A 23,262-nucleotide genomic window follows, 5' to 3' on the forward strand; every position below is an offset into this window, starting at 1 on the left:
TACGTTCGCCTCAATTATGTTTTGTTATCCATACTTTATATACTTCCATATCGTTATTAAATTCTACTTCCGTATGAATATTGAGTTCTCAATTTTGCGCTAAAAGAAAAGATAAAGCATACGCTATTTTATAATCTGGTGTTTCATATCCATCAAATACTCTCTCGTACATTTCATTCACAAACCCGCCTGCCCACACTTCAGCTTCTCTTACCGTTTCAAAGATCACTCTTCTCTTTTCCACCTCACCTAAAAAACCACTCCTTTAATTGACTTCAATTACCGATAATAATATTATTAATCTTAATATATAAATTAATAATATTTGGAGGTCTATTATGCGACTAATACTATCCATTCTATCTTTAGCAGTCACATGTATCCTTGCTTTTAACGCTCCTAGCTGGGATACGATTAAAACGGGTTGCTCAGAATTTGCTGAAGGGTTCAAAGAAGGGTTTTTCAACTAAAAATGGCGCTAGCATCCTTATTAAAGGTATGCTAGCGCTATTTTTAGTTTCATCTTTTAAAAGTTATCTAATGCTTTTTCCATAATGGAAACAGATTTATAAGGTGGCGTTACTGTTAATGAACCCTTTACAACAGTTTCTCCTTTTTCATCATGAGCAGATACAAGCATATCAATTGTATGTTCCTCCTCAGAAACAGCCACAACTTCAAAGTGGATTTGTAACGTTTCATAATGGTGAACATGTTTCACGAATGTAAGGTCCTTTCTCGTAATATGACTTCCTGGACCCGGTAAATATTTCGTAACCGCCGTTGTAATCATTCCCGTTAGCATAATGCTTGGTACAATCGGCTTTTCATACGGAGTTTGGGATGCGTAATCATGCTGAATATATAATGGATTGGCATCATTCGTTAACCCTAAGTACAATAACAAATCTTTATCCTCAATTTTTTCAGTGATAGATAATTTCTCTCCTACTGTAATTTCATCCATTTTACGACCAATTTGAACTTTTTTCTTTAACATGTTACAACCCCCTCCGATTTTTTCACCTTATTATCCTACTAAAAGCGATACCTTATCCGAAATTTACTATGATGAGGGCAATGTATCGTATAAATCTAAAGTTTCATTATAGGATATTACAAATGATAGCGTTTTCATATTATTTCAAAAAAACAATTCGGTAAATAGTAGAAAAAGATTCGGAATCCCGAATCTTTTTCACTACTATTCAATTATTAAACAAGAACTTTCATTACGTTACGTACAGATTCTACAGAGCGATCTAACGCTTCTTTTTCATCTGCAAGAAGTTCTAATTCAATAATTTTTTCAATTCCGTTACCACCTAGAATTACTGGTACTCCTAAGTAAAGGTCACTATAACCATACTCACCTTCAAGGTACGCAATAGCCGGTAATACACGGCGTTGATCTTTTAAGATTGCTTCTGTCATTTCAACTAAAGAAGCTGCTGGTGCGTAATATGCACTACCGTTTCCTAATAAGCCTACAATCTCACCGCCACCTTTACGTGTACGTTCTACGATTGCTTCTAAACGCTCTTTCGGAATTAACGTTTCTAACGGAATACCGCCTGCATAAGAATAACGCACAAGAGGTACCATGTCGTCACCGTGTCCACCAAGAACAAATCCTGTAATATCTTTTACAGAAAGATTTAATTCTTGTGCGATGAATGTACGGAAACGAGCTGTATCTAATACACCCGATTGACCGATAACACGCTCTTTCGGGAATCCTGCTTCTTTAAATACAGAATATGTCATTGCATCTACTGGATTTGTTAACACAACAATAATTGCATTTGGTGAATGTTTTGCAATGTCGCGCGTAATACTTTTCATAATTTTAGAGTTTGTTGCTACTAAGTCATCACGGCTCATACCAGGCTTACGTGCAATACCTGCTGTAATAACGACAACGTCAGAATCAGCAGTATCTGCGTAATCAGATGTTCCAATAATGTTAGCATCAAAACCTTGTACTGGGCTCGCTTCTAACATATCTAACGCTTTCCCTTTTGTTGGATTTTCCAGTTGTGGAATGTCCACTAATACAACATCTGCAAGTTCTTTTTGTGCTAATAAGAATGCCGTTGTTGCTCCTGTAAATCCTGCACCGATGACTGAAACCTTCTTGCGTTTGATTGTCATAATTTACCCCCCGCTTTAATTATGCGTTTTTGATTATCGCTACATCCATGTTTTTAATAAGTTCATTAGCGAACTCAGAACATTTCACTTCTGTTGCACCTTCCATTAAGCGTGCGAAATCATAAGTTACTACTTTTGAAGCAATTGTTTTCTCAACAGAAGCAGTTACTAATTTCGCAGCTTCGTTCCATCCTAAGTGTTCTAATAATAATACACCTGAAAGAAGAACAGAAGATGGGTTTACTTTATCTAAACCTGCATATTTTGGAGCTGTACCGTGTGTAGCTTCAAAGATAGCATGTCCAGTCACATAGTTAATGTTTGCACCAGGTGCAATACCAATTCCACCTACTTGTGCAGCAAGTGCATCAGAGATATAGTCACCATTTAAGTTCATTGTTGCAACAACATCGAACTCACGTGGACGAGTTAAAATTTGTTGTAAGAAGATGTCTGCAATAGAATCTTTTACGATGATTTTTCCAGCCACTTCAGCGTCTGCCATCGCTTTATTCGCTGCATCTTTACCATCTTTTTCAACAATACGATCGTATTCAGCCCAAGTAAATACTTTGTCGCCGAATTCTTGTTCCGCTACTTCATAACCCCAGTTTTTGAAAGCACCTTCTGTAAATTTCATAATGTTTCCTTTATGAACTAATGTAACAGAAGAACGTTTTTCGTTAATTGCATATTGAATTGCAGCACGAACAAGACGCTTTGTCCCTTCTTCTGAAATCGGCTTAATACCAATACCAGATGTTTCTGGGAAGCGGATTTTATTAACACCCATTGCTTCTTTTAAGAAAGCAAGAACTTTTTCTGCTTCTGGAGATCCTTGTGCATATTCAATTCCAGCATAAATGTCTTCTGTATTTTCACGGAAAATAACCATATCAGTATCTTCCGGACGTTTTACAGGTGAAGGAACACCTTCAAAATAACGAACTGGACGTAGACATACATATAAATCTAATTCTTGACGAAGTGCTACGTTTAGAGAACGAATACCACCGCCAACTGGAGTTGTAAGTGGACCTTTAATCGCGATTAAATATTCACGAATTAAGTTTAAAGTTTCTTCTGGTAACCACTCGCCTGTTTGGTTGAATGCTTTTTCCCCTGCAAGCACTTCTTTCCAAACGATTTTCTTCTCACCATCATAAGCTTTTTCAACTGCTGCTTCTAGTACGCGAGATGCAGCTGCCCAAATATCAGGACCAATTCCATCTCCCTCGATAAATGGAATAATCGGATTGTTTGGTACATTCATAACACCATTAGTTACAGTAATTTTTTCACCTGTCGTCAATGTGATAACCCCCATGTTTGAAATTTCATATGTATGAAACTGAGGGAATAACCCCTCAGTTCAAACCGTTAGTCAAATTAAAATATTCTAATCATTACATCTTTCCGAAAAAATCAGACTTTTGAAAGCGTATTTTCACTATCAAAATAGTGTTATTCGCTTATCGTTGTGCAATTGGAACATACACTTGATGCGTTGGTCCATTATAATCAGCACGCGGACGAATTAAACGGTTGTTTTCATATTGTTCTAGAATATGAGCTAACCAGCCTGACATACGGCTAATTGCAAAAATAGGTGTAAATAAGTCATGGTCAATTCCTAAACAATGGTATACAGAAGCTGAATAGAAATCAACATTTGGTGGAAGACCTTTTTCTTTTGTTACAATGTCTTCAATTTTGATAGACATATTATACCATTTCTCTTCTCCTAAAAGCACGCATAATCTCTTAGACATTTCACGTAAGTGTTTTGCACGTGGATCACCCTGCTCATACACACGGTGGCCAAAGCCCATGATTTTCACTTTATTTTGAAGAGCATTATGAATATATGACTCTACATTTTCTTCTTCACCAATCTCAGTTAACATCTTCATTACATTTTCATTTGCCCCACCGTGAAGAGGACCTTTTAATGCACCGATTGCTGCTGTAATACCAGAATATACATCTGAAAGTGTAGCTACGCAAACACGTGCAGTAAATGTAGAAGCGTTTAACTCATGATCTGCATGAAGTACAAGCGCCTTATCAAAAGCTTCAATTTCAACTTCATTTGGCTCGCGATCATTTAACATGTACAAGAAGTTTGCAGCTAATGATAAATCCTTTCTTGGCTCAACAATATCTAAACCTTTACGGATTCTCGCGTAAGCAGCAACTAAAGTTCCGACTTGCGCCTGTAATTTAACCGCTTTCAAATAATTGGACTTTTCATCCATAATTTCAGCGCTCTCATCGTATAATGATAGCATGGAAATTGCAGTTCGTAAAACAGACATCGGATGTGCAATTTTTAAATCTACTTGTTTCAAATATGTTAAAATCTCACCTGGAACTTTATAGTATTCTGATACAATTTCATTAAATTCCGCTAGTTCTTTTTCATTAGGAAGCTTGCGGTGCCATAATAAGTACACTACTTCTTCAAACGTAGCATTCTCAGCTAAATCATCAATATTATACCCAACATAAGTTAATGTATCATCAATAATAGAGCTCACAGATGATGTTGTTGCTACTACCCCTTCTAAACCTCGAATAACAGTCATGACATTCTCTCCTTTTCCTGAAAATTCTCCCAACCTTGCTCCTTATATCTATTTGCTCCCCTTTTGAATTATGAACGCCCGTTCACTCTTTAGGCAAGCAAAATGCACGATCATGCAAATTTGTTGCGATGTTCCCCTCTTATTGTCCATTGTTTACATGGAAAGCATGAGCGTGAATGTCTCCCCGAATCCTCACGCTCAAAACAACAAGTTAGTGAGGAAAATACATTCCGAAGAGTTTTATGATAAAAACAACATAAAACAATATCATTATAAAATTGTTTTATGTTGTTTTTATTTTATCTGGTGTAAAGTCTCTGCTGTTATGTAACTTTTCAAAGTTTCTAATCCTATTATAAACAATTATCTGACTTTTGTGAACAGAAAGAATTCAAAAATTTTATATTACTATAAAATTCCTTATTTAAACATTTGTATAATACTCATAACCGCATAGGCAATTCCAGCCCCAATTAACGGACCAACAGCAACCCCATTAAATAGCGCAACCGCTATAATTGTCCCAAAAACAAGCGCAGTTGTAATGTGAGGATCCGTCGTCAACAATTGTACGCCGCCTTTCGCTAACAAAGCGACCGCTACACCTGAAGCTAAAGCAATCCACGCATAATAAGATTTCGCCGCTTCTCCAAGTTGTTTAAAACCTATTTCCCCTGTCGCAATCGGTACGAGCACCGCTATTGTAATGACCGTTACACCTAGGTTAATTCCTTTCGTTTGTAAATAAGGAAAGACCTTATCTCCTAAAAACGTAAACTTCAATAAAAATAACACACCAATAGCTACAGTAAGCGATTGGTTTTTAGCAATAAGTCCTATAATAAGTAGTATGAATAAAAATAACGTTGACTGACTAATCATGTTTGCACTTCCTTTCTGAAAATAATGAACTCATTTCCAAACAAAAATACCTTTAAACCTATCGTTATACATGCTATATCGATGCCTATTCAACATGAATCACTTCATTTTTCATGTATTTTAAAATGACACACTGAGACTTTCACCATCAAAATTTAAGCATGTATACATTTTAAAAAACGGGCGTCTCTTCTTTCTTTTCTAATTAGAAACAGGTAAAATAAAAAGAAGAGAAAATGAAGTTTTTACCATATAGTAGAAGCATCAACACCAAGCTTTCACAGTCACTCACATACTGAAAAAGCAGGAAAAATCCATCATTCCACTATAACATAAAGTGAAACTTTAATCAGTGGGGCACACTCGTTATAAGTTGAACGAATTAGGATAATCCAAATTGGAATGGGAGGTATACATCTTTGAACCGAAACTTACTATATATGATATTGCGACTCATATTTGTCATTGTAGCAACGGTAGCTGGGTTCTATGTATTACTATACATGTCGGGGCTTATCTATCCTTTTATTATCGCTTTTGCATTTGCTTATTTGATTAATCCTGTCGTCAATTTCCTTAATCAAAAACTACAATTTCCTCGCGCACTAGCAGTACTCGTTAGCTTAATTCTCGTATTTGGAGCTATCGTTGGACTTGTTACATATCTTGTGACTGAAGCAATATCTGCCACAACATACTTACTACAACTTGTTACAGTAAAGTTTCCAGATATCGTTACATTCGCTCAGCAATTTGCACTTAATCATATTATGCCTCTCTACGATGATTTAATCTCTAAATTTAATCATCTTGGAGAACCACAGCGCTATACAATTACACAAAACATTCAAAACTTAGGAACAGAAGCAACAACACAAATGAAAGAACTTTTAACCGCCATTATAAGCGGGTTAACGAATTTCATTAGTGCACTGCCAACAACTTTAACTGTCCTTGTATTCATTTTATTAGCCACTTTCTTCATTAGTTACGATTGGCACCGTCTTGCTCAGAAAGCAAGAAAATTGCTACCGAATCGTGTACATGGCTATGGAAAAACTATTTTTGTCGACTTAAGAAAAGCTTTGTTTGGTTTTGTGAAAGCACAACTTACACTCGTATCTATGACAACCGTCATTGTACTAATCGGACTTTTAATATTACGCGTACCATACGCCATTACTATTGCGATTATTACAGGAGTTGTAGATTTACTACCATACTTAGGAACAGGCGCAGTCTTCGTTCCATGGGTTATATACGTATTTTTCACTGGCGATACCGCATTCGCCATTGGTCTTCTCATTTTATACATCGTCGTGATTGTCCAAAGACAAATTATGGAGCCGAAAGTACTTTCATCTAACATCGGTCTCGATCCATTAGCAACACTCGTCGCTCTATTTGTCGGTTTTAAACTTTTTGGCTTTTTAGGATTAATCATCGGCCCAGTCACCTTAGTACTACTTAATACATTACACAAAGCTAATGTCTTCCATGACTTGTGGAAATATATTAAAGGTTCACCTTCAAAATAATAGTTTCTAATTCATACACAACAAAAAACTTACATGTAATCAGTGGGAAATTCCCACTGATTATTCCTTGTACTTATTTTTCATACTCATTACATAAAACAAGAGAATTGCACTCAAAAAAGATAATTCTCTTGTTTTTTTGCATAAAAAACGCATATTTCGTGGTGTTTTTACATATTTATTCTATTTGTTTTATAATTATTATTTACATTTATTGCTTTTTATGTAAATGAATAAATATACAAAATAGCATAAAATAAGACTTCAACTAACAATCTCCGCCTTTTATATGAATTTTTTACACCAATCGTTCCTTTATATAAGAAAGCAAAACTTTAATTTAGCAGCGTTTCCCTCCATCTTATTCATCTAAATTAATAGCACTAAAAAATCACAAGTTTAATCGAAGCACAACAAGAGTTCAAATGAAAATTATATAGCAAATATAATGAGCAGACGTTTTGTTCATCCCCGCTCATCATTCGCCCCACATCAGACACTTACGAGCAGCCCAATTTCGAGATAGAAATCCCCCCCCACAAATAGCGTGGTAAAACAAAGCTTCAATCAGAAAGTTCCTCTCCTCTTACAAGACAAAAAATAGCACTTAGATTTCTACAATCTAAGTGCTATTTCTGAATAATAATAGTAGAGTTCTTTCTAAATTTCCATTCCATCCACTTCATAACAAGCGGCTTCAATAAAGCTCTCGTAATAGGGATCACGCAGATAAACCCTAGCACATCTGTCACATACCCAGGAAGCACTAAGAGAATACCTCCTACAAATACAAAAATACCATCTAGTACCGCCTCACCTGGCATTTCCCCTCTATTCAACTTAGATTGAATCTCTCCAAGCACTTTAAACCCTTGTCTTTTCGCCAAATACACACCTACAACACCTGTAAATACAATCATAGCGAACGTAGACCATAAACCTATTACATGACTCGATCCAATTAAGACCGTAATCTCAATCGCTGGTATTAAAATAAACAAGAATAGCAACCACTTCATAGTTCTACACCTCTCTCACATCTCACTTTTAACACCCTCACAACGCCTATATACATCATATGAAATATAGATATCCTTTCATATTAAAACCCATAACAAACAGCTTTTAAAAGCAATTCTAGGCGTTTCAAGCTAATTCTATCTCGTTTTTGTGTAAAAAAAAGAGAAGGACTCCGATCCTTCTCTCCGTATTACTTATAGCACTTCCGCATGTCCATTATAAACAATTCCGCGTGCTGCATCAACTGTTACTTCTTGGCCATTTTTTAAAGTTGCTGTTACGCCGTTTACACCAACGATAACAGGAATACCGATTGATACGCCTACAACAGCTGCATGGCTTGTTAAGCCACCTTCTTCTACAACTAAAGCCGCAGCTTTTTCGATTGCAGGAATCATATCTTTATCAGTGCTTGTTGTAACAAGGATATCACCTTCGTTTACGTTCGCTACAGCTTCAGCAGCTGTTTTTGCTACAACTACTTTACCTTTTGCAGCTTTACGACCGATTCCTTGTCCTTTAGCAATTTCTTCACCAACAACGTGGATTTTCATTAAGTTTGTTGTACCAGTTTCAGCAACTGGAACACCCGCAGTAATCACTACAGTATCTCCAAGTCCGATTAGACCTGCATCCATACCTGTTTGAATTGCTGTATCTAACATTTCGTCAGTTGAAGCTGCGCGCTTCTCAGCCATAAATGCTTGTACACCCCAAACAAGTGCAAGACGACGTCCTACTTGCTCGTCAGATGTTACAGCTACGATTGGAGATTTTGGACGGTATTTAGAGATCATTTTCGCAGTATATCCACTTTCTGTTGGAGCTACGATTGCAGCTACATCAAGAGCAAGTGCTGTATGCGCAACAGATTGGCTAATTGCATCTGTAATTGTTGGAGTGAACTCTTTAATACGTTTTTTGAACATATCTTCATATTGTAATGATTTTTCAACACGTACCGCAATGTTAGCCATCATTGTTACCGCTTCTACTGGGTATTGTCCAGCAGCTGTTTCACCTGAAAGCATGATTGCATCTGTACCATCGAAGATTGCGTTAGCTACGTCACTTGCTTCCGCACGAGTTGGACGTGGGTTACGTTGCATAGAATCTAACATTTGTGTTGCAGTAATAACTGGTTTACCTAACACGTTACATTTTTTAATTAGACGTTTTTGTACTAACGGTACTTCTTCTGGTGGAATTTCTACACCCATGTCACCACGAGCTACCATTAAACCGTCAGAAACTTCTAAGATTGAATCGATGTTGTCGATACCTTCTTGGTTTTCGATTTTTGGTACGATTTGGATGTATTGAGCGTTATGCTCTTCTAATAATTCACGGATTTCTAATACGTCAGACGCTTTACGTACGAATGAAGCTGCAATGAAATCAACTTTTTGCTCGATACCAAAGATGATATCTTTTACGTCTTTTTCAGTGATACCAGGAAGCTTAATGCTTACGTTTGGTACGTTAACACCTTTTTTATTTTTTACAGTTCCGCTGTTAAGAACTTTTGTACGGATGTTTCCGTCAGCTTTTTCGATTACTTCTAGTTCGATAAGACCGTCATCGATTAGAATACGAGAACCTGGGTCTACATCGTCATAAAGACCAGCATAAGATACAGAGAACTTCTCTGCAGTACCTAATACTTGCTCAGTAGAAAGAACTACTTCTGCACCTGTTACAAGCTCAGCTTGTCCGTCTACGAAGTCGTGAGTACGGATTTCTGGACCTTTTGTATCAAGTAAGATACCAACTGTTTTACCAGTTTTCTTTGAAGCTTCACGAATGTTTTTAATACGAGCTCCGTGCTCTTCATGGCTACCATGAGAGAAGTTTAAACGAGCAACGTTCATACCTGCTTCGATTAATTGCTCTAATTTTTCAATACTTTCACTAGCAGGACCTATAGTACATACAATTTTAGTTTTACGCATATTGCACCTCCGAAAATTATGAAACCGTTCCCAAATATCTGACATTACGCCGATTAGATGGATAATTCTTTAGATAATTGATACATATCTTTATCGATTGTATGCTTTTGAGCTAACGCTTCGATAATATCATGATCAACAAGTTTGTTATCTTGAATACCTACACAACGTCCACCTTTACCAGCAATTAACAATTCAACTGCTCTTGCGCCAAGACGACTTGCTAATACACGGTCTTGTGCACTTGGTGATCCACCACGTTGTACGTGACCTAATACAGTTACACGAGTATCAAAGTTTGTTGCTTCTTCAATGTGCTTACCGATGTCAATTGCACTTCCAACACCTTCAGCTACAACGATAATACTGTGTTTTTTACCACGTTCACTACCACGCTTCAGACGAGCGATAACATCATCCATGTCATACTCTTCTTCTGGAATTAAGATTGTTTCCGCACCATCAGCTAAACCAGCCCATAATGCGATATCACCAGCATGACGTCCCATTACTTCGATAACATATGTACGTTCATGAGATGTAGCTGTGTCACGAATTTTATCAATTGCATCAATAACAGTGTTTAAAGCTGTATCGAAACCAATTGTGAAGTCTGTTCCAGGGATATCATTGTCGATTGTACCTGGTACACCAACACATGGGAATCCTTGTTCAGTTAATTTTTTAGCGCCTTGGTAAGAACCATCTCCACCAATAACAACAAGTCCTTCGATACCGTGTTTCTTTAATTGCTCGATACCTTTTAGTCGTACTTCTGGATCTTTAAACTCAGGACATCTTGCTGTATATAATTTCGTACCACCGCGGTGGATAATATCGCCAACAGAACCAAGTTCTAATTTTTCAATGTGACCAGAAATTAATCCAGCGTATCCATGGTAAATACCATATACTTCAATATCATGGAAAATCGCTTTACGAACAACTGCACGAATGGCAGCATTCATACCAGGTGAATCTCCACCACTTGTTAATACACCAATACGTTTCATTTGTACTCACCTCATAAAGATTATTTGCCTTATAATAAAATAACACGAAAAAATATAAAAATACAATGGAGAAGATGTGTCTTTTCATAATAAAAACGTGCATTCGCGAAGTGGAACGCACGCTTTTCTTATTTTATCCAAATGGAAGCGTTTGAAAACGAAACTTGCCCAATTTTCATATATTTTTCATAACGTTTTTCGATTAATTCATCTTTCGAAATTCCGTTTAATTGTTCAAAAGTTTTTCGAATCATTAAGTCTATATTTTCTGACTGTTTTAAAATATTACGGTGAGCTCCGCCTCTTGCTTCTGGAATAATTTCGTCAATTACACCTAATTCTTTCAAATCTGCTGCTGTAATTTTCATTGCCTCTGCAGCTTCCTTTGCTTTTCCTGCATCTTTCCAAAGAATTGCCGCTGCACCCTCTGGTGTAATAACAGAATAAGTGGAATTTTCTAGCATATGAATGTAATCTCCTACTCCAAGACCTAGCGCACCACCACTACCGCCTTCACCGATAACGATACAAATAACTGGTACCGTTAAACCTGCCATCTCAAATAGGTTGCGGGCAATAGCTTCACTTTGTCCACGTTCTTCAGCTGCTTTACCAGGATAAGCTCCCTTCGTATCGATGAAACAAATAATAGGACGATTAAACTTTTCCGCTTGTTTCATGAGACGCAGTGCTTTTCGATATCCTTCTGGATGAGGCATTCCAAAGTTACGGCGAATATTTTCTTTCGTATCTTTTCCGCGCTGATGCCCAATTACAGTTACAGGCATCCCTTTATATTTCGCAATGCCGCCGACAATCGCTGCATCATCGCCAAATAGACGATCTCCATGACATTCAAAAAAATCAGTAAATAAGTGCTCAATATAATCGAGCGTTGTCGGTCGTTCTGCATGACGAGCAATTTGAACACGGTCCCATACTTTTAGATTGCCGTATATATCTTCCTCTAAATTTTCTAGCTTTTCTTCCAAAATACGAATCTCCTCACTGAAGTCCATCTGGCTGTTTTTCGTATAGTCTTTCAGTTCACGAATCTTATTTCTTAGCTCAACAACTGGTTTTTCAAATTCTAGCTCTGCCATACAGCCATTTCCCCTCCTTGATGAACTTCTAAAATCTTGCGAAGCGATTCTCTCATATCATCACGATGCACCACCGCATCTAATTGACCATGATCTAGTAAGAATTCTGCCGTTTGGAAATCTTCCGGTAGTTTCTCACGCACCGTTTGTTCAATTACACGTCTACCAGCAAATCCGATAAGTGCACCTGGTTCTGCAAGATTATAATCACCAAGTGAAGCGAAACTCGCTGAAACCCCGCCCGTCGTTGGGTGAGTCATAACAGAAATAAATAATCCTCCTGCATTACTATGCTTTTTCAAAGCTACGCTTGTTTTTGCCATTTGCATTAAACTTAATATCCCTTCTTGCATACGGGCACCACCCGAAGCAGTAAAGATAATAAATGGAACTTGTAAGTCGTACGCCTTTTCAACCGCACGGGCGATTTTTTCTCCTACTACAGAGCCCATGCTCCCCATTCGAAAACGAGAATCCATTACTGCAACAACAACAAGCATGTCATCAATTGTTCCTTCACCAGTTACAACCGCTTCGTTCAATTCAGTCTTCTTACGATCGCTCTCTAGTTTCTCTTCATAACCTGGAAACTCGAGTGGATTTAATGAAACCATTTCTTTGTCATACTCACGGAATGACCCTTCGTCCAATATACTATTAAGACGTTCCCATGCATTCATAGGATGATGATATCCACAATTCACACATACTTTTAAATTTTTTAGAAGTTCTTTCGTATACATGATTTTTTTACATTCCGGACATTTTGTCATAACGCCATCTGGCACATCTTTTCGTACTTGTTCTGAAGGTATTGCAGCGTACTTTTTCTTTTTCACGAATAAATCTCTTAGCACAATTTGACCCCCTTCGTTGAGAGCTAAGGTTAGCGTAAGAAGAAAATGGGGCTAACACCAAAGTTTGATGTTAGCCTTATCTTCTCAATCTGTCTAATAACCTCACTCTTTACGTTTAACTTTAACCGCTAAGCGGTAGAATGTTTGTCATAACGTGTCATGGTCATTTCGACAAATTTTATACATTACGAGTGAAACTGTATATTCTCTACTAATTCATCGTAAATTTTTAGTGCATCATTTTCTTGTTTTTCTTCCAAAGTAGCGTAAAGCTTTCTATACATATCGATAGAATCTCTTGAAACTTTACAAGAAAGCGTTGATACGTAATCATTTACGATCATCCAAATGCGATATAGTAAATAATTATCGACTTGTTCAATAAGTGTTTTAAAGAACGTTTGATGAAGCATTGGAATTGAGTTTTCGTTTCCTTCAAGCACTTGATGTAATTTACTTAGCACTTTAGAAAACGTTTCTTTCGGTAAATTACATACAATTCGAATCATATCTTTCTCGAGTAATCGTTTCGTTTGTAATAAATCACGAATTGTTTTCTCATCTTGCAATAAGAACGGAGCAATTAATTGTACAAGACCGTTATCATAAAAGTTTCGAATAAACGTCCCTTCACCACGTCTCGTTTCAATCAATCCTACCAGTTCTAAAGCACGCAATGCTTCTCTTACAGAGGAACGTCCTACGTTTAAGCGTGAACTTAACTCACGCTCAGACGGCAAACGATCCCCCGCCACCAATCCATCCTCTTCCATAATGGAACGGATTTTTTTTACAATTTCGAGATATACTTTTGTATTTGATGATGTCAATGGAAATTCCTCGCTTATTCTTTACCAATCAGCGCTAATTGTTTTGTTTTTTCAGCGATCTCATTTGGATCTACTTGACGGCGAGCTACTCCTGTCTCCATTGCTGCTTTTGCAACGTAAGCCGCTACTTGAGGCGCTACACGCGCGTCAAATGGTGCCGGAATGATATAGTCTGCATTTAACTCATCTTCTGCTACAAGCTCAGCAATAGCCTGTACAGCTGCCATCTTCATTTCTTCGTTAATTTGTGTCGCATGTACGTCAAGTGCACCGCGGAAAATACCAGGGAACGCCAATACATTATTTACTTGGTTCGGGAAGTCAGAACGACCTGTTCCAACAACAGCTGCGCCCGCTGCTTTTGCCAATTCTGGCATAATTTCTGGAACTGGATTCGCCATTGCAAAAATAATCGCATCGTCATTCATTGTACGAACCATCTCTTCTGTTAATGCACCTTCTGCAGATACACCAATGAATACGTCCGCACCTTGTACAACATCAGCTAAAGAACCTTCTATACGATTCTTATTTGTATATTTTGCAACTTCATCCTTCACTGGATTCATACCTGTAGGACGACCATCATAGATTGCGCCTTTACGGTCACACATAATAATGTCGCGTACACCATAGCGATATAAAAGTTTAATAATTGCAATACCTGCTGCACCTGCGCCATTTGCGACAACTTTAATGTCAGACATTTTCTTTCCAACTAATTTCAGTGCATTTACAAGACCTGCTACTGTTACGATAGCTGTTCCGTGTTGATCATCATGGAAGATAGGAATATTTGTTTCTTTTTTCAAACGCTCTTCAATAATGAAGCAGTTTGGTGCTGCGATATCTTCTAAGTTAACGCCGCCAAAAGTTGGCTCCATTAATTTTACAGTTTCAACAATTTTATCTACATCGTTTGTATTTAAGGCAATTGGGAATGCATCTACACCAGCAAAGCTCTTAAATAATACAGCTTTACCTTCCATTACTGGAAGAGATGCTTCAGGTCCAATGTTACCAAGACCAAGTACAGCTGTTCCATCTGTCACAACTGCTACCATATTTCCCTTCATCGTATATTCATATACCTTACTTTTATCGTCATAAATTTCTTTACAAGGTTCTGCAACCCCTGGAGAATATGCAAGACTTAAATCTTTTGCATTTTCTACTTTTACTTTTGATACAGTTTCTAATTTTCCTTGATGCACTTTATGCATGTGAAGTGCTTCTTCACGAAGTGTTGACAAACTATCCACTCTCCTCAAATTATTCTTGCTGATATCAATTTCTCCAAGTGGTCTGACCACGAACACTACTACTATAATAATCGAAGTGTAGGGAAATTGTCCATTATATTTTCACAACTACATTTTCTTCCCCGACAATTTCACGAAGTGCTCCTAAACATTCTTCACTTGGATGAATCGATAAACTCCGAGATAATTGTACCATTTTATGTTCCTTTTCATAATAAATTAGTACTTTCGCAAAACCTGAATAGTCGAACAATATTTTCGTAACCCGATTTAAAAGCTTTTTCTCATACTGAGATGGCAATTTCACGTAAACAGATGCGTCTTTCTTTTCTTCATAAACATCCATTTCCTCTAGCGGATATAGTCCATTTACAATCCATTGCAGCTTATGATTTCTTAGCTCAATCGTACCGTCAACTAAAACAATTGCTCCTTCTTGCAACTTATCCGAGAAATGTATATACATTTCCGGGAAGAGGACCGCTTCCATTTCATCATTTTGATCACAGAATGTAATAAATGCCATCTTTTGAAACTTTTTCGTACGAATCACTCTAACACTTGTTATATACACAATAGCTCTTTGTACTTTTTTCTTGTGTCGCATCGCCTGAGCGAGAGATGGAATTTCTAATTCTTTTGCTAACTTCACATATTGCGCTGTCGGATAACTTGATAAATAAAAGCCAAGTACTTCCTTCTCTTTATTTAGTTGTTCAATAAAAGATAGCTCTTCTCCTTGTACATATTTTGATTTTGGAACAGCATCTCCTAAATCACGTGCGAGATTCGCGTACTCTAACGCCCCTTTAATACTTTTCCATAAATTCGTTCTCGAAACACCAAAATCATCAAAACATCCCGACCAGACGAAAGCTTCTAAATTACGCTCCGTTACGAACTTTGACGGCATACGGAGACAAAATTCAAATAAATCTTCGAACATTTTTTTCTCTCGTTCTTCTAATAATGCCGTCACTGTAGCCATTCCAATATTTCGGATCGAAAGTAAACTGTAACGTATCGCATTCCCTTCTATTTGGAAGTTATAACCACTTCTCTGAAGAGACGGCGGCAAAACGTGAAAACCTTTCCGCTTCGTTTCTCGTATATACTGTACAATCTTATCTTCATTTCCAATTGCACTTGATAATAATGCCGTCATAAATTCCAGCGTATAGTTTGCTTTCAAATAGGCAAGCTGATATCCGATCATACTGTAAGCTACAGCGTGACTTCGGTTAAAACCGTAATTCGCAAATCTTACAATTAAATCATAAATTTTTTCAGCAGACGTCTCATCATAACCATTTTGCAAACATCCTTGGACGAAATGCTTACGTTCCTGATCTAAAATATCACGATTTTTTTTACTCACCGCACGGCGCAGTAAATCTGCTTCTCCAAGCGAAAACCCAGCTAACTTCGATGCAATTTGCATAATTTGTTCTTGGTATACAATGACGCCGTATGTTCTTTCTAAAATTGGCTTTAAATCCGGATGTAAATATTCGATTTTTCTTTTTCCATGTTTCGATTCAATAAAAGTCGGTATCTGTTCCATCGGTCCTGGTCTGTATAACGAGTTAACAGCTACGATATCTTCAAACTCATTCGGTTTTAACCCGCGAAGTACATTTCGCATACCACCTGACTCAAGCTGGAATACACCTGTTGTATCCCCTCTCCCTAATAATTGGAACGTCTTTTCATCTTGAAGAGGTAAGTTTCTTATATCGATTTCTTTCCCTGTTTTGTTCGCGATAAATTTTATAATATTTTCAAGTAACGTTAAATTACGTAATCCTAAAAAGTCCATCTTAAGCAACCCAAGTTCTTCTAGCGCATCGGCTGGATATTGCGTAACATAAACATCGTTATGTCCTTCTTGAATTGCTACACTGCCTGTTAGCGGTTCTTGACTCATAATAACACCAGCCGCATGAATAGACGTATGACGTGGTAAACCTTCTACACGTTTTGCGATTTCAAACACACGCTCATGCAGAAGATTCCCTTGTATAAACTCACGAAGTGATTGTGATTCTTCATATGCATCTTTTAACGTTATACCAAGCTTTGATGGGATAAGTTTTGAAAATATATCAATATCTCGCGGCGGAAGCCCCATTACGCGGGCAATGTCTCTAATTGCCGCTTTTGCTGCAAGCGTACCAAACGTTACAATTTGCGCAACACGGAGCTGACCGTATTTATCTTTCACATAGCGAATCATCTCATCACGTCTTACGTCTGGAAAATCAATATCAATATCGGGAAGCGTCACACGTTCAGGATTTAAAAACCTTTCAAATAATAGATCGTATTCAATTGGATCAATATCTGTAATTTCTAATACGTATGAAACGAGTGAACCAGCTGCCGATCCACGACCTGGTCCTGTTAGAATATGATTTTCATGTGCATACTTCATAAAATCCCATACGATGAGGAAATAATCACTAAATCCCATACGAGAAATAACATTTAATTCATGATTCAAACGCTTTATATGCACTTCTTTCGGTTCACCATATCGTTTCCGCAAACCTTCTTCACAAACACGACGCAAGTATATATCACTCGTTTCATTAGACGGAACAGGAAACTTCGGAAGTTGATTTACATGGAACGGTATTTCTACTTGGCAACGCTCTGCAATTTTTATTGTATTTTGGATTGCTTCCGGCGCATGGGAAAATAGTGCTTCCATTTCATCCGATGACTTTAAATAATACTGATCTGTTTTCAGCCTCGGCCTATCTGGATCAGTCATTTTCGTTCCACTTTCAACAGATAGTAAACATTCGTGAACAAGCGCGTCACTTTGATTGATATAGCGCACATCATTTGTTGCAACGACTGGAATATTAACCCTACTAATAAATTCAGGTAGTTTCTCTTGTAAAAGCAACTCAGCTTGAATCGCATGATGCTGCAAACTCATATAAAAATGGCCGAACATATTTTGATACGTGCGAGCTACTTCTTCAGCCTGACTCTCATTGTCTTCTAGTAATAATTGCTCAATTTCGCCATCTTTACCTGGTGAAATAGCAATTAATCCTTTCGCATAATGCGCAAGCCACTTCTTAGGAATACCTTCTTTGGACTTTGTCATAATACTGCTAGAAATCTTTAATAAATTTTGGTAGCCTATTTCATTCTCAGCAAGTAATACAAGCGGATAAGACCTTTCTTCTTCTTCACTAAAAATAGAAGCGGTTAATCCAATAACAGGCTGTATACCATGTTTCTTACATGCTTTATAAAACGGAATAACACCATACATAACATTTTCATCCGTAATAGCCAGCGATGAAAAACCAAGTTCTTTCGCCCTGACTACAAGTTCATCAATTTTACAAGCACTTTTTAATAAACTAAAAACGGTTTGACATTGTAAATGCACAAACTTCACTGTTGTACCCTCTCTTTACCTATTTGACTACTTTTATTATAGGTGATGAGGAAAGCGGAAATCAAAACATACTTCTTATACTTTGTCCATATATATGAAGAAGAAAGGGGAATGACGATGGATGTAAGAGAACATACTTTTTTCTCTCTGCTTATTATTAGTTATTTTATTGCCTTTGGGGTTATACTTGGCGGTTCATTAATTGGTGGATTTGGTGCGTTTCTTATTGGAAAACCAGCTCTAACTTACATTAATCAATTCGCCCAAAATTTAAGAATTTGGGCACTCGTTGCAGCAATCGGCGGAACATTCGATACCTTTTATAGCTTTGAAAGAAGTTTCTTTGGCGGAGATATGAAAGATATCGTAAAACAAATTCTCCTTATTTTTTTCGCAACTGGTGGTATGCAAACAGGTCTCATTATTATTAAATGGCTAACGCAGGAACATGTATGAGAGTACCAAGTGCTAATACAGCAAAAAGATGGTACTTAGTATTAGCTGGGGCTGCTGTTGGAGGCGTTTTGAGCTGGTTTATTTTTTTGTACATATACGGTGTTTTTCAAGAAGAACAAGCTAGTAAAATAGCAGAACAAAGAGAAATTATAGAAAAACAAGAAGCAAAGCTCCACGTCCTTCTCGAAGATCAAGAAAAATTGAACACTGAAAATAAACGGCTCTTAACCATTCAAGAGATTAAAATAAAACTTATCAATCGAGAAAAATACGATTTAGACAATCTCACACTCGAAAATATGACTACATCTATCCATAATGATCTCCAACATCTTTTAACGAAAAACATTCAAAGTATCGCAAAAAATAAAGACCTACTTAAAAAGGTAATCGAAAATAAAACGTACAAACATTACGATCGGCTATACCGTTTTAAAGTCGATACAATATCTTTTGATACAGTGCTTGAAATTAGCATTACTATAGAGAAAGAAAAATAAAGAAGGAGGGCTTTAGCGCCGCTCCTTCTTTTCGTTCTAACATATAGTCTCTTATTTACAAATCTCACGTAAATCAGCAAAAAGACGATCCGCTTCTTCCCAAGAAAATGCCTTCGCACCAGAAGCCATCGGATGCCCCCCGCCGTTATATTGCATTGCTAATTTGTTTATAACTGGTCCTTTTGAACGAAGACGAACACGAATTACGTCGTCTTCCTCTAAAAATAGAACCCACGCCTTTAATCCATCAATATTGCCAAGCGCTCCAACAACACCAGATGCTTCAGAAGGAAGTACATCAAACTCTTCTAATACTTCTTTCGTTAATTTAATGTAAGCTGCTCCTTCTTCTACCATCGTAAAGTTTTGTAAAATATAACCGTTTAAACGAGCAATTTTTTCTTTTGTCTTATACATTTCATTGTATAAATCTGTGAATTTCACACCCATATCAACAAGCTCACTTACGTAACGAAGTGTTTTTGCTGTCGTATTTGGGAATAAGAAACGACCTGTATCTCCAACAATTCCTGCTAAAATAAGGCGAGCTGCTTCTTTTGTTATTTTTAATCCTTTATCTTTTCCATAGTTATAAAACTCATAAATCATTTCACTTGTAGAACTCGCTGTCGTATCTACCCACGTAATATCTCCATATGGATCTTCATTTGGATGATGATCAATTTTAATTAACATCTTCCCTTTTGTATAGCGTTGATCGTCAACACGTTCTTGATTCGCAGTATCACAAACAATAACAAGCGCATTTTCGTATACACTATCTTCAATATCATCCATTACTCGTAAGTATGCTAGTGACGGTTCATTGTACCCAACCGTATAAATATTTTTCTCTGGAAACGATTCTTGTAGAATTGTACCAAGACCACCCTGTGAGCCTAACGCATCTGGATCCGGACGCACGTGGCGATGAATAATAATTGTATCAAACTCTTTAATTGCTCCTAAAATTTGCTCATGCATATGTATAATCTCCTTTTTAATCAACTTCTTCACTTTATCCTCCATTATAACGGAAAGTATTTCATACATGCGAACAATTGCTTTATAATAAAAGTTAGAAAGTTTAGATATTTCTTTTTCTTTTCTATTATTTTTCATAAAGCGATGGGAGTGTTCACTATGCCAGTATTAGTCTTCTGTATTATCGTCTCATTTATGTTGTACCTCTTTTACAAAACAAAATACTTTCGTACAAACCGCCCAATGGAGAAAGGTTGGCTCTCAGGAAAATCCGCAATGGCACTCGGTTCATTCGTTTTATTTTTCGGGATAAACCAATTCTTTTTAGAACTTTCAACCGCTCGTATTATCGTTGGTGTTTTATTCGTTCTATTTGGTAGTGCAAGTGTATTTAACGGGTTTCGCCAATACAAACATTTCTTGCCATTAGCAGTTAAAGAAGCCGAAGTCTATGAAGCAACATAAAAAAGCATCAATATTGTGATGCTTTTTTATGTTGCTTAACTTTCAAAATCATATATGCAACAAACGCAGATGGTATATTAAATGGGTTACCTTGTACATGAAAATGTAATTGTTCTTCTTCAAAAGACATTTTTTCATATAGCTCTCGCTGAGATAATCCTGTCTTTTCCTTTTTTTCATGTAAACCTTGTAAATATAAATATTGAATAGGTATCATTACAAGAAAGTAAAATAATGCGATACTACCAAAAAAAAGTACGGCTGACGACATAATGCATACCACCTTTCATAATTCCATTTTCTTACAATATAATCATAACACAATATACAACTGAATTGAATTATTATTCTGTCTTTTCTCACGTTACTTTTCCACTCCATCCCATACATATTTCACTAAAACTCCCATCTAAAATCATGCCTTTCAAATTTAAAACAACAAAAAAGATGGAACAAATCAAAACGATTTGTTCCATCTTTTTATTTATCGATTAACTGAACCATAAGTAATGCTTTTCCAACAACATTACCTTCATGATGCACCTCTACATCGACCTTACCAAATTTACGTCCAATTTCTAATACTTTCGGATGAACAGATACAACATTATCAATTTGAACCGGCTTTACGAAATAAATCGTTAAGTTTTCAACAATTAAATCGCTTTTCTTTTGCGCACGAATGACGCGATTTGTCGCTTCTGTCACAATTGTTGCAAATACACCGTACGATAACGTCCCGATTGAGTTCGTCATTTGCGGCGTCACCGAAAATTGATATAGATGCTCATTCTTCGCTTCTTTTGGTGTCATAAATTGATTCGTTACAATATCATCAATGGTTTCTCCAACTTGTGGCTGACGTTGAATCATTTGCAGTGCCTGAAGTACATCTTGACGGCTAATAATACCTTGCAGTTTGTTTCCTTCCTCAACGACAGGAAGTAATTCAATTCCTTCCCACACCATCATACGTGCCGCAGCTGCGACAGACATTTTACCGTTCACTGTAATTGGGTGCTTTGTCATTACTTTATCAATTGGTGTTTCTTTCGCTACTCCGATCATATCTTTTGAAGTTACGATTCCTAGCACTTTGTTACTTTCATCAACAATCGGATACCTTCCGTGCATTGTCTCTTCGTTATATGCATGCCATTGCTGTACTGTATCACTCGGCTTTAAATATAACGTTTCTTCAATTGGCGTTAAAATATCTTCAACGAGTACAATTTCTTTCTTAATAAGCTGATCGTAAATCGCACGGTTAATTAACGTTGCGACCGTAAATGTATCGTAGCTACTTGAAATAATCGGCAGCTTTAATTCGTCTGCTAATTTCTTCACATGATCTTCCGTATCAAATCCGCCCGTAATTAATACAGCGGCTCCAGTTTCTAATGCTAATTGATGTGCATTCGTACGGTTACCAATAATGAGTAAATTCCCAGCTTCTGTATAGCGCATCATCGCTTCTAATTTCATAGCTCCGATTACGAATTTATTTAATGTTTTATGTAGTCCTTCTCTGCCCCCAAGTACTTGACCATCGACAATGTTAACGACTTCTGCATATGTCAGTTTTTCGATATTCTCTTTCTTCTTCTGTTCAATTCGAATTGTTCCGACACGTTCAATTGTACTAACATATCCTTTATTTTCTGCATCTTTAATTGCACGGTAAGCTGTCCCTTCACTTACACTCAAATCTTTCGCGATTTGTCTTACAGAAATTTTATGGCCTACTGGCAGGCTATTAATATGTTCTAAAATTTGGTTATGCTTGGTAGCCAAATGGTTTCACCATACTTTCTTTTCCCTAAATTCTTCATGTGTTGTACTTTTAGTATACTATATTTTCAAAACTGTTACACTCTCTCTTTGCATACCTGTACTATTTTTTTTATAACAAAATGTCTCTTGCATTCCACCATTCATTCTATTACAACAATGTAATGCTATTGTCATCTCATTCGATAGTTCGTACACTTGATTACTTATACAATTAAGACAAGAAATAAAACAAAGGAGCGAACACATGATGAAAAAATTTTTAGAGGTTGTAGGTGCTGTATTTTTAGCTTTCGTAGATGGGAAAAAAGTTGCAATGGAATTGAATGAAACACCTGAACAACCACGTACCAAAAGAAAAGAATCACCAAAACAAATACAAGCATTAAAAGCTGTCCTACACACATAAAAAACCCTTCACTTTTCTTTTTCAAATGAAGGGTTTC

Annotated in this window: 22 protein-coding genes and 1 pseudogene; 6 read left to right on the forward strand and 17 right to left on the reverse strand. The window is 36.9% G+C overall.

Features of this window, described 5'->3' with window-relative positions; all coding sequences use genetic code 11:
* Window positions 1-10: 10 nt before the first annotated feature.
* Window positions 11-249: pseudogene (locus HMPREF2590_RS30695) on the reverse strand (hypothetical protein).
* Between the two features lie 89 nt (window positions 250-338).
* Here HMPREF2590_RS30695 and HMPREF2590_RS30700 point away from each other — a divergent pair.
* Window positions 339-470, forward strand: coding sequence for a hypothetical protein (locus tag HMPREF2590_RS30700; protein ID WP_001237022.1), 132 nt, complete (start codon window positions 339-341; stop codon window positions 468-470).
* Between the two features lie 56 nt (window positions 471-526).
* Here the strand turns inward: HMPREF2590_RS30700 and HMPREF2590_RS11010 are convergent, their stop codons facing one another.
* The 5 genes from HMPREF2590_RS11010 to HMPREF2590_RS11035 form a co-directional block, all read right to left on the reverse strand.
* Complete coding sequence (locus tag HMPREF2590_RS11010) at window positions 527-1,000, reverse strand: MaoC family dehydratase (protein ID WP_000914181.1); 474 nt, start codon at window positions 998-1,000, stop codon at window positions 527-529.
* A gap of 215 nt (window positions 1,001-1,215) precedes the next feature.
* Window positions 1,216-2,154, reverse strand: a complete 939-nt coding sequence (gene mdh, locus HMPREF2590_RS11015; protein WP_000153232.1) for a malate dehydrogenase — start codon at window positions 2,152-2,154, stop codon at window positions 1,216-1,218.
* Between the two features lie 19 nt (window positions 2,155-2,173).
* On the reverse strand, window positions 2,174-3,466 hold the full coding sequence (gene icd / locus HMPREF2590_RS11020) for an NADP-dependent isocitrate dehydrogenase (protein WP_000206898.1): 1,293 nt from the start codon (window positions 3,464-3,466) through the stop codon (window positions 2,174-2,176).
* Between the two features lie 160 nt (window positions 3,467-3,626).
* Window positions 3,627-4,775 (reverse strand): citrate synthase, encoded by a 1,149-nt coding sequence (gene citZ / locus HMPREF2590_RS11025; protein WP_000503652.1) that lies wholly within the window; start codon window positions 4,773-4,775, stop codon window positions 3,627-3,629.
* A gap of 387 nt (window positions 4,776-5,162) precedes the next feature.
* A complete protein-coding gene (locus HMPREF2590_RS11035) occupies window positions 5,163-5,624 on the reverse strand; it encodes a DUF441 domain-containing protein (RefSeq protein ID WP_000625507.1) in 462 nt (153 codons plus the stop codon).
* Window positions 5,625-6,043: 419 nt separating this feature from the next.
* Between HMPREF2590_RS11035 and ytvI the strand changes: the two genes are divergently transcribed.
* Window positions 6,044-7,162, forward strand: a complete 1,119-nt coding sequence (gene ytvI / locus HMPREF2590_RS11040; protein ID WP_001081388.1) for a sporulation integral membrane protein YtvI — start codon at window positions 6,044-6,046, stop codon at window positions 7,160-7,162.
* Between the two features lie 629 nt (window positions 7,163-7,791).
* Here the strand turns inward: ytvI and HMPREF2590_RS11045 are convergent.
* The 8 genes from HMPREF2590_RS11045 to dnaE form a co-directional block, all read right to left on the reverse strand.
* Complete coding sequence (locus HMPREF2590_RS11045) at window positions 7,792-8,181, reverse strand: FxsA family protein (protein ID WP_000871631.1); 390 nt, start codon at window positions 8,179-8,181, stop codon at window positions 7,792-7,794.
* 195 nt (window positions 8,182-8,376) lie between these two features.
* Window positions 8,377-10,134, reverse strand: coding sequence for a pyruvate kinase (gene pyk / locus HMPREF2590_RS11050; protein ID WP_001232673.1), 1,758 nt, complete (start codon window positions 10,132-10,134; stop codon window positions 8,377-8,379).
* Between the two features lie 53 nt (window positions 10,135-10,187).
* Window positions 10,188-11,147: a 6-phosphofructokinase gene (pfkA, locus tag HMPREF2590_RS11055; protein ID WP_000821157.1), complete on the reverse strand. Its 960-nt coding sequence runs from the start codon at window positions 11,145-11,147 to the stop codon at window positions 10,188-10,190.
* 128 nt (window positions 11,148-11,275) lie between these two features.
* Window positions 11,276-12,250 carry an acetyl-CoA carboxylase carboxyl transferase subunit alpha gene (gene accA, locus HMPREF2590_RS11060; protein ID WP_000818804.1) on the reverse strand — a complete coding sequence of 325 codons (975 nt, stop codon included), beginning with the start codon at window positions 12,248-12,250 and terminating at the stop codon, window positions 11,276-11,278.
* Entirely contained in the window at window positions 12,238-13,107 is an 870-nt protein-coding gene (accD, locus tag HMPREF2590_RS11065) for an acetyl-CoA carboxylase, carboxyltransferase subunit beta (RefSeq protein WP_000942859.1), read from the reverse strand. The genes accA and accD overlap by 13 nt, the downstream gene beginning before the upstream one ends.
* Before the next feature lie 185 nt (window positions 13,108-13,292).
* Entirely contained in the window at window positions 13,293-13,937 is a 645-nt protein-coding gene (locus tag HMPREF2590_RS11070) for a FadR/GntR family transcriptional regulator (RefSeq protein ID WP_000204439.1), read from the reverse strand.
* Window positions 13,938-13,951: 14 nt separating this feature from the next.
* Window positions 13,952-15,160 (reverse strand): NADP-dependent malic enzyme, encoded by a 1,209-nt coding sequence (ystJ, locus tag HMPREF2590_RS11075; protein WP_161508111.1) that lies wholly within the window; start codon window positions 15,158-15,160, stop codon window positions 13,952-13,954.
* A gap of 133 nt (window positions 15,161-15,293) precedes the next feature.
* A complete protein-coding gene (gene dnaE / locus HMPREF2590_RS11080; RefSeq protein WP_000673717.1) occupies window positions 15,294-18,620 on the reverse strand; it encodes a DNA polymerase III subunit alpha in 3,327 nt (1,108 codons plus the stop codon).
* A 42-nt stretch (window positions 18,621-18,662) separates the two neighbouring features.
* Between dnaE and HMPREF2590_RS11085 the strand changes: the two genes are divergently transcribed.
* Window positions 18,663-19,076: a YtrH family sporulation protein gene (locus HMPREF2590_RS11085; protein WP_002005839.1), complete on the forward strand. Its 414-nt coding sequence runs from the start codon at window positions 18,663-18,665 to the stop codon at window positions 19,074-19,076.
* The gene (ytrI, locus tag HMPREF2590_RS11090) at window positions 19,073-19,576 is read left to right on the forward strand and encodes a sporulation membrane protein YtrI (RefSeq protein ID WP_001265736.1); all 504 of its coding nucleotides are present in this window, start codon (window positions 19,073-19,075) and stop codon (window positions 19,574-19,576) included. Before HMPREF2590_RS11085 ends, ytrI begins: the two co-directional genes overlap by 4 nt.
* A gap of 51 nt (window positions 19,577-19,627) precedes the next feature.
* Here the strand turns inward: ytrI and HMPREF2590_RS11095 are convergent, their stop codons facing one another.
* Window positions 19,628-20,560 (reverse strand): DHH family phosphoesterase, encoded by a 933-nt coding sequence (locus HMPREF2590_RS11095; RefSeq protein WP_030028516.1) that lies wholly within the window; start codon window positions 20,558-20,560, stop codon window positions 19,628-19,630.
* A gap of 159 nt (window positions 20,561-20,719) precedes the next feature.
* Here HMPREF2590_RS11095 and HMPREF2590_RS11100 point away from each other — a divergent pair, with 159 nt between their 5' ends.
* Window positions 20,720-21,025 carry a YtpI family protein gene (locus HMPREF2590_RS11100; RefSeq protein ID WP_001144776.1) on the forward strand — a complete coding sequence of 102 codons (306 nt, stop codon included), beginning with the start codon at window positions 20,720-20,722 and terminating at the stop codon, window positions 21,023-21,025.
* Window positions 21,026-21,032: 7 nt separating this feature from the next.
* Here HMPREF2590_RS11100 and HMPREF2590_RS11105 read toward each other — a convergent pair whose 3' ends face one another.
* Together HMPREF2590_RS11105 and HMPREF2590_RS11110 are read right to left on the reverse strand one after the other, a co-directional pair.
* The gene (locus tag HMPREF2590_RS11105) at window positions 21,033-21,296 is read right to left on the reverse strand and encodes a DUF3949 domain-containing protein (RefSeq protein ID WP_000093044.1); all 264 of its coding nucleotides are present in this window, start codon (window positions 21,294-21,296) and stop codon (window positions 21,033-21,035) included.
* 209 nt (window positions 21,297-21,505) lie between these two features.
* Window positions 21,506-22,819, reverse strand: a complete 1,314-nt coding sequence (locus HMPREF2590_RS11110; RefSeq protein ID WP_000201580.1) for a CBS domain-containing protein — start codon at window positions 22,817-22,819, stop codon at window positions 21,506-21,508.
* 244 nt (window positions 22,820-23,063) lie between these two features.
* Between HMPREF2590_RS11110 and HMPREF2590_RS30330 the strand changes: the two genes are divergently transcribed.
* The gene (locus HMPREF2590_RS30330) at window positions 23,064-23,225 is read left to right on the forward strand and encodes a hypothetical protein (protein ID WP_000976017.1); all 162 of its coding nucleotides are present in this window, start codon (window positions 23,064-23,066) and stop codon (window positions 23,223-23,225) included.
* Window positions 23,226-23,262: the final 37 nt, after the last annotated feature.

Source organism: Bacillus sp. HMSC036E02 (assembly GCF_001836235.1).
In the GTDB taxonomy this organism is placed as follows: Bacteria; Bacillota; Bacilli; order Bacillales; family Bacillaceae_G; genus Bacillus_A; species Bacillus_A cereus.